Raw genomic sequence first — 7,212 nt, forward strand, 5'->3', positions numbered from 1 at the left:
AAGGCCTCACGTGACAGACTCAGGCTTCGATCGGGTGGAAGGAGTCCGGATGGCGACCAGGCTGAGCGATGTGGCGGCGCGGGCCGGCGTCTCGGTGAAGACCGTCTCCAACGTCATCAACGACTACCCGCACATCACCGCGCAGACCCGGGCCAAGGTCGAGGCCGCGATCGCCGAACTCGAGTACACCCCGAACGTCAGCGCCCGCTCGCTGCGCAAAGGCCGCTCCGACTTCATCGCCCTGGCCGTCCCGGAGATGGCCTCGCCGTACTTCGCGGAGCTCGGCGCCGCGGTCAGCCGGGCCGCCAAGAAGCGCGGCATCACCGTCCTGATCGACCAGACCGAGGGCGAGGCGGCCGCCGAGAAGCTCGTCCTCGACGGGATGCGCGGCCAGCTGATCGACGGCATCATCTTCTCGCCGATCACCACGGCGCCGGCCAAGATCGGCTCGGCCGACACCGCGAAGCCGCTGCTCCTGCTCGGCGAACGGCATCCGGGCGGCACCTTCGACCACGTCGCGGTCGACTCGGTCCAGGCCGCCTTCGACGCGACCAGCCACCTGATCTCGATCGGCCGGCGCCGGATCGCCGCGATCGGCGTCGGCGGCGGCGCAGGCACCGGATCCGTACGCCGTAAGGGATACCGCAAAGCGCTGAAAGCCGCCGGCCTCGCCGCGGACCCCGCGCTCGAGGTGGGCGGTTCGGGCTATCACCGCGAGGACGGTGCTGCCGCGATGCGCGAACTCCTCGCGCTCCCCGAGCCACCGGACGCGGTCTTCTGCTTCAACGACCTGCTCGCCATCGGGGCCCTCCGCGCGCTGACCGACGCCGGCCTGTCAGCACCGGCAGATGTCGCGGTGATCGGCTTCGACGACATCGAGGACGGCCGGTACCACTCGCCGTCGCTGACCACGATCTCGCCGGACAAGGAGTGGCTGGCCGAGAACGCGGTCGCCCTTCTCCTCGACCGGATCGCCGGGGTTGGTGAGGCCGACCGCCGCGACCTCACCGTCCCGTACACGTTGCAGATCAGAGAATCGACCAGCGGCTAGAAGGTGGCTGCACAGGTCGTCAGGTTCGCCGTCACGCTGGCGCCCCGCGCGACCGTGACTTGCCGGGTCTCCAGCACCTGACCGGTCGGCCGCTCACACGTCATCGTCCACGACTCGGTTCCGCCCTGCTGGACGACGATCGGCCGGGTCGAAGGGTTGGTGTGCCACGTGTAGCTGCCACCGGCCGGCACGACCATCGTGGTGTCGAGCATGTCGGGGATGTTCGTCCCGTTCCAGGTCTTGGTGTTGAACGACTTCTTCAACCGCAGAACGGCTCCCGCCGGTCCGGTCCCGGTGATGACCGAGTGCCGGGCGGCGTTGATCGTGCTCTCGGCGGCGATCAGATAGGCCTCGCGGTTGCCCTTGCCCGCCGTACTGCCCGAGCCGTAGTAGTAGTTGACGACATTCGAGAACGCCGGGTGGAAGCTGTTCGCGCCGTGCTCGAAGGTGAACCCGAGCCCGCCGGTGGCGTAGTACGACCAGTCCTCCGTCGTACCGGTGGTGTCGTACAGCTCGTAGCCGAACTGGCTGTCGTACCCGTTCTGGGCGGCCATCTGGTCACCGAGCGACTTGTAGAGCGCCTCATCGGGGGTGTTGCCGGCACCCGCGTAGCCCGGCTCCCGTAGTACCAGGTTGGAGTAGGTGTGGTTGGTGATCAGGGTCGTCACCTGGTTCGCCGAGACGAGTGACTGGATGTTGCGCGACTCCGGCTCGCTGAACGCGCTCGCGCCGCGGTACGTCTCCGAGGTCAGGCTGGTGGACGCACCCGGGCCGCCCCAGAAGCCGGCGTAGTTGCGGTTCAGGTCGGTGCCGCGGGACTGGTTCGCCGACTGCGCGCACTGGCCGGTGGTCGGGAGCTGCCCGTTGGTGATCCGGCAGTTCTTCCGCTTCATCTCGTAGCCGAGGGTGCGGCTCAGGTTGAAGCCGTCGGGGTTCACCACCGGCACGAAGATCACCCGGGACTTCTCCAGGATGTTGGTGATCCGCGGGTCCACGCCGTCGTTCTTCAGCAGGTCGTAGGCGAACTCCATCGTCAGCTCACCCGACGGCCACTCCCGCGCATGGTGCAGACCGACCATCAGGAACACCGGCTTGCCGTCGTTGGTGTTCACGTTGTGGCTGACCTCGATACCGCGGATCGTGCGGCCTTCGAGCGAGGTGTTCTTCAGCGTGAACGACTTCACCTTCGTCGGGTACTGCGCCGCCAGCGCGGCGAGGTCGTTCGTGTAGTCCGCGAGAGTCCGGTACGCCGTACGCCCGCTCGGCAAGACAGCCTTGATCGCCTTGGTCTGCACGCCTCTCGCGTACGCCGCGTCGGCCGCCTCGCGTTCCTTGTCGGCACCGACCAGGTCGTCCTCGAGCACACTCCACTTGAACCCGGCCAGCGTCAGCAACCGGCGATCTTGATTGCCATAGGCAACCACGTCGACGAAGTCCTTGCCGGCCGACTCGGCCTGATCCAGGTCGAGGGTGGTCAGCCGCTTCTTGTCGGCTGCTGTCGGAGTGTGGATTCTGAGCAGCTGGATCAGCTCGGCGTTCTGGTACGCCTGCACCTTGTGATCGGGTGGTGCCGCAGCCTGGACCTGGCTGCCGGCGCCAACGGCGACGGCCGCCGCCAGCGCCAGGGGGACAAGTCGGTGCCATCGGGCGGGATGGAACACGGTGACCTCCAGTAGTGAGGCTATTGCAATGGGTAACTGGAGGGTATTGCCCTACCGCTGCGCACGGAAGCAGTTCCGCCAAGAGCGCGGGGAAACACTCAGCGGTGCCCGAGAGCCGAGAGTTGCTCGGCGAGGGTGCGGCGGAAGGCGGGGACGTGGGCCAGGAGATGCAGGCCGGCGTTCCGGGCGGGACGTAGTACGGACGGCGCTGTGGCCAGGCGGGTCAGGCGGTGGGCCAGGGAGACGACGCGAACCGCTTCGGCGCGGTTGTTGATGGCGTAGGCGTCCAAGTCGCTCTCGTTGCCGGTGGTGAGTGCTTCGGCGAGCGCGTCGCCGAGCGTCACGGCGTCGCGGAGGCCGAGGTTCATGCCCTGACCACCCGCTGGGCTGTGGGTGTGGGCGGCGTCGCCGGCGAGCACGATCCGCCGGTCGCGGTAACGATCCGCCACCCGCTCGTGGATCCGGAACCTCGAGCCCCAGACCACCTCAGTCACCCTCGCAGTCGTTTCTTGCGGGCCGCGGGCGTTCAGCAGCTTCTGCGCATAGGCGACGTCCGGGTGCTCAGGCGCGTCGTCCACTTCGGCGACCAGGCGGAAGGATCCGTCGGGGAGCGGGGCGGCGACGAGCATGCCGGGGCGGGAGAAATACAGCAGTACTTCGTCCTCGGGGAGGCCGCTCTCGACGCGGACGTCGGCGAGGGTGAAGTTCAGCGGTAGCAAGTCGTCGCCGCCGGTGAAGCCGAGGCCGGCGAGATCGCGGATCCGGCTGTTCATTCCGTCGGCAGCCACGACGTACTGGGCTTGGATGACCTCGCCGCTCTCGAGGGTGACCTCGGCGCCATCGGAGGTCTGGCGGACGTCCGTCGCCGTGGAGGGGCGGTGGACTGTTCCACCCAGCTCTTCGAGACGTTCGAGCAGAACCTGCTCGGTGGTGCTCTGCGGGATCATCAGGACGAACGGGTAGTCGGTCGGGAGTTTGTCGAACCGGACCGGGACCAGGGTTCGGTCGCCATCGGCGATGTTGAACTGCTCGACCGGGCGGCCGAGCTCGGTCAGCCGCTTGGCGACACCGATCCGCTCGAGCATTTCCAGCGTGCGCGGATGGACGACCGAGGCACGCGAGGTGTTCGCACCCGCTGCCTGCTTGTCGACGACAGTCACCTCGCGGCCGTGCCCCGCGAGCGACACCGCCACCGCAAGCCCAACCGGCCCCGCCCCTACCACCAGCACCTCGGTCCGCCCCGGCAATCCACTCATCTTTCCAACCCCTTCTCAAAGTCAACACTTGTTGGCCAACGCTTGTTGACTTCGACTGTAGAGGTCGAAGCTTAGTAGGTCAACGCTTGTTGACCTACGGTGGACCCATGACGGACGAGGTGACGGATGCTGGTGGGCGGCGGTCGGATCGGACTCGGGCGGCGATTCTGACTGCGGCGCGGGAGAGGTTTGCGGCCGACGGGTACGAGCGCGCGACGATCCGGGCGATCGCGGCGGATGCGGCGATCGATCCGGCGATGGTGATGCGGTACTTCGGTAACAAGGAGAAGCTCTTCGCCGCGGCCGCCGAGTTCGACCTGCGGCTGCCCGACCTCAGCGCGCTGCCGCCCGAGGAGCGCGGCGCGGCGCTCACCAACCACTTCCTCGACCGCTGGGAGGACGACGAATCCCTCAAGGCCCTACTCCGAGCCAGCGTCACCAACGAAGTCGCCGCCGACCGCATGCGCCAACTCTTCGCCCAACAACTCGGTCCAACCATCGCCGGTCTGGCCGATGCCAACACCATCGCGACGAGGGCTGGGCTGGTGGCTACTCAGGCGCTGGGGTTTGCGTTGTGCCGGTATGTGCTGCAGCTTCCACCGGTGGCGGAGCTGACCCGCGAAGAGGCCGTCGCCTGGCTCGGGCCGACGATCACCCGCTACCTGACCGGAACTCCCTGACGGGCTGTCGATTCCGCGCTCTCGCCGTTCGTCGGCAAGGTGAGAACACTCCGGGAAAGGACCAACCATGACCCAGTATCTACTGCTCATCCACGACAACGAGGCGTACTACAACAACGCGAGCGCGGCCGAACGCCAAGCCCTCGACGACGGCCACGCAGCCTTCGCCCGCGAACACAAGGACGTCATCGTCCATGCCGGTCATCTCCAGCAAACATCGATGTCCACCGTCGTGCGCCAGGACGGCAAGGGCGGCTTCCTGCTCACCGACGGCCCGTACGCCGAGACCAAGGAAGCCCTCGGCGGGTACTACGTGATCGAGGTTCCGTCGCTCGACCATGCGCTGGCCGCCGCCAAGAAGCTCCCGTACTTCGGCGAGGTCGGCGACGCCGCGGTCGAAGTACGGCCGCTGCACTGACATGACCGAAGACCCGAACGTCGCCGCGTCGGCTGCGCGGCAGACCGGCGTACCGGCTGCCGTTGCGCTCGCACACCGTCAGGAGTGGGCCTTCGTGCTCGCGGCGACGGCTCGGGTCACCCGCGATCTCGACCTCGCCGAGGAATGCGTCCAAGACGCCTACGCCAAAGCCCTGACCGCCTGGTCCGCCTCTGGGATCCCGGCCCGGCCGGGAGCCTGGCTGACCACGACCGCACGGAACCGCGCCATCGACCTGATCCGGCGCGAGGCACACTTCCGCGAAACGATCCCGCTCCTGGCCGACGACGAGATCACCACCGGGCCTGCGGACGATGACGACATCGCCGACGAACGACTGCGGCTGATCTTCACCTGCTGCCACCCGGCGCTCTCGCAAGAGGCTCAAGTGGCGCTCACGCTCCGGCTGGTCTGCGGACTGTCCACAGCCCAGATCGCCCGCGCGTTCCTGGTCACCGAATCGACCATGGCCGCCCGGATCACCCGGGCGAAGAAAAAGATCGCGGTCGCCCGGATCCCGTACCAGGTGCCGGCCGCCGAGGAATTGTCCGAGCGCATCGAGGCGGTCCTGACCGTCGTCGATCTGCTGTTCACGACCGGCCACGTCGCGCCGAGTGGTCCCGACCTGATGCACACCGAACTGATCTCCCGCGCCCTCGATCTGGCCAGAATGCTGACCGAACTCCTACCCGCCGACGCCGAAGTCAAAGGCCTGCTCGCACTCCTGCTCCTGACCGACGCCCGCCGCGCAGCCCGCCTCGACCCAACCGGTGTACCAATCCTCCTCGCCGACCAGGACCGGAGCCTCTGGAACCAAACGGCGATCAGCGAAGGGTCGGCCCTCGTACGCCGGGCTCTGCGAGGTGGGCCCGCCGGGCAATTCGTCGTACGGGCTGCTATTGCTGCCGTCCACTCGGAGTCGCCGTCGTGGGAAGCGACCGACTGGGAAGAGATCGTCGGCCTGTACGACGTACTGCTCGCTCGCCGGCCTTCACCGGTCGCAGCACTCAACCGCGCAGTCGCCAAAGGATTCGCCGCCGGGCCCGAGGCCGGCCTAGCTGCCTTGAACGAGCTAGCCGATGAGCCCCTACTCGCCACCTATCCGTACGCCGCTGTCGCACGCGGCGAGTTCCTCCAGCAACTCGGGCACATCGCGGAAGCGAGAGCTGCCTACGAGGAAGCTCTCGCCTTCACCGAGAACGCGGCCGAGCGGCAGTCACTCAACCAACGCCTGGCCGGCCTCTAGAGACGGACTTTGTTCTGGCGGCGTTTGGTGTCCTGGAGGAAGAGCCAGGCGACGGCCGCGCCGGTGACGAAGCCGCCGAGGTGACCTTCCCAGGAGATGTTCGGGACGATGAACGAGAGCACCGCGGTGATCGCCACATAGCCGACGATCCAGGTGACATCGAGGCCGCGGGCCTTGCTGATCACCAGCAGCGCGCCGACCAGGCCGAGCACCGCGCCGGAAGCTCCGAGCGTCGCGCTGCCGGGGGCGCCGAGGATCCAGACCGCGACGCCGCCGCCCAGCGCGGAGAGCAGGTAGAGCACCGTGAAACGGAGCCGGCCGAGGATCTGCTCCAGCATCGGACCGAGCTGCCACAGCATGAACAGGTTCGAGAAGATGTGGAAGATCTGCACGTGCGTGAACGCCGACGTGAGCAGCCGCCACGGCTCGGAGTCGACCAGCACCGGGACCAGCACCAGGTCGTTCAGCAGCCGGGGGCTGCCGGACCGGACGGCGATGAAAACCAGCACGTTGAGCGCCAGCATCGTCATCGAGACGACCTGCACGTTGCCGCGCTGGACGCCACCCATCGACGTACGGGTCCGCGGGATCGACCGGACGCCCTCGTTGAAGCACGACGGGCATTGGAAGCCGACCGCCGCGCTGTTCATACACGCCGGGCAGATCGGCCGGTCGCACCGCTGGCATCGGACCCCGGCGGGCCGATCCGGGTGCCGGTAGCAGACGGTCTCGGTCACGCCGTGGTCCTTAGCAACTAGGTCGCGGGGGGGGCGCGGGGGGGGGGGGGGGGGGCGGGTGGACTGGGGGAGGGGGGGGGATCTTGCTTGGTTTTTCTAAAACCAACTAAATCCCCGGGCGCCGCCCCCCCGACTGCCGGGCGGG

7 protein-coding genes are annotated in these 7,212 nt (G+C 67.8%); 4 read left to right on the forward strand and 3 right to left on the reverse strand.

Features of this window, described 5'->3' with window-relative positions; genetic code table 11:
- Positions 1-49 precede the first annotated feature (49 nt).
- Positions 50-1,051 (forward strand): LacI family DNA-binding transcriptional regulator, encoded by a 1,002-nt coding sequence (locus ABZ004_RS35610; RefSeq protein ID WP_355685984.1) that lies wholly within the window; start codon positions 50-52, stop codon positions 1,049-1,051.
- On the opposite strand, the gene ABZ004_RS35615 is transcribed toward ABZ004_RS35610, so the two are convergent.
- Together ABZ004_RS35615 and ABZ004_RS35620 are read right to left on the reverse strand one after the other, a co-directional pair.
- Complete coding sequence (locus tag ABZ004_RS35615) at positions 1,048-2,712, reverse strand: M14 family metallopeptidase (RefSeq protein ID WP_355685986.1); 1,665 nt, start codon at positions 2,710-2,712, stop codon at positions 1,048-1,050. The two genes, ABZ004_RS35610 and ABZ004_RS35615, sit on opposite strands and share 4 nt — an antisense overlap.
- Positions 2,713-2,810: 98 nt before the next feature.
- Positions 2,811-3,968, reverse strand: coding sequence for an NAD(P)/FAD-dependent oxidoreductase (locus ABZ004_RS35620; RefSeq protein WP_355685988.1), 1,158 nt, complete (start codon positions 3,966-3,968; stop codon positions 2,811-2,813).
- Between the two features lie 107 nt (positions 3,969-4,075).
- Between ABZ004_RS35620 and ABZ004_RS35625 the strand changes: the two genes are divergently transcribed.
- The 3 genes from ABZ004_RS35625 to ABZ004_RS35635 all read left to right on the forward strand — a co-directional run bounded on the left by ABZ004_RS35625 (position 4,076) and on the right by ABZ004_RS35635 (position 6,330).
- On the forward strand, positions 4,076-4,648 hold the full coding sequence (locus tag ABZ004_RS35625) for a TetR family transcriptional regulator (RefSeq protein ID WP_355685990.1): 573 nt from the start codon (positions 4,076-4,078) through the stop codon (positions 4,646-4,648).
- 67 nt (positions 4,649-4,715) lie between these two features.
- Positions 4,716-5,066, forward strand: coding sequence for a YciI family protein (locus ABZ004_RS35630; RefSeq protein WP_355685992.1), 351 nt, complete (start codon positions 4,716-4,718; stop codon positions 5,064-5,066).
- A gap of 1 nt (position 5,067) precedes the next feature.
- Positions 5,068-6,330, forward strand: coding sequence for a sigma-70 family RNA polymerase sigma factor (locus ABZ004_RS35635; protein ID WP_355685994.1), 1,263 nt, complete (start codon positions 5,068-5,070; stop codon positions 6,328-6,330).
- On the opposite strand, the gene ABZ004_RS35640 is transcribed toward ABZ004_RS35635, so the two are convergent.
- Entirely contained in the window at positions 6,327-7,067 is a 741-nt protein-coding gene (locus ABZ004_RS35640; protein WP_355685996.1) for a rhomboid family intramembrane serine protease, read from the reverse strand. The two genes, ABZ004_RS35635 and ABZ004_RS35640, sit on opposite strands and share 4 nt — an antisense overlap.
- Positions 7,068-7,212: the final 145 nt, after the last annotated feature.

The organism is Kribbella sp. NPDC006257, from assembly GCF_040613535.1.
Taxonomy (GTDB): Bacteria; Actinomycetota; Actinomycetes; order Propionibacteriales; family Kribbellaceae; genus Kribbella.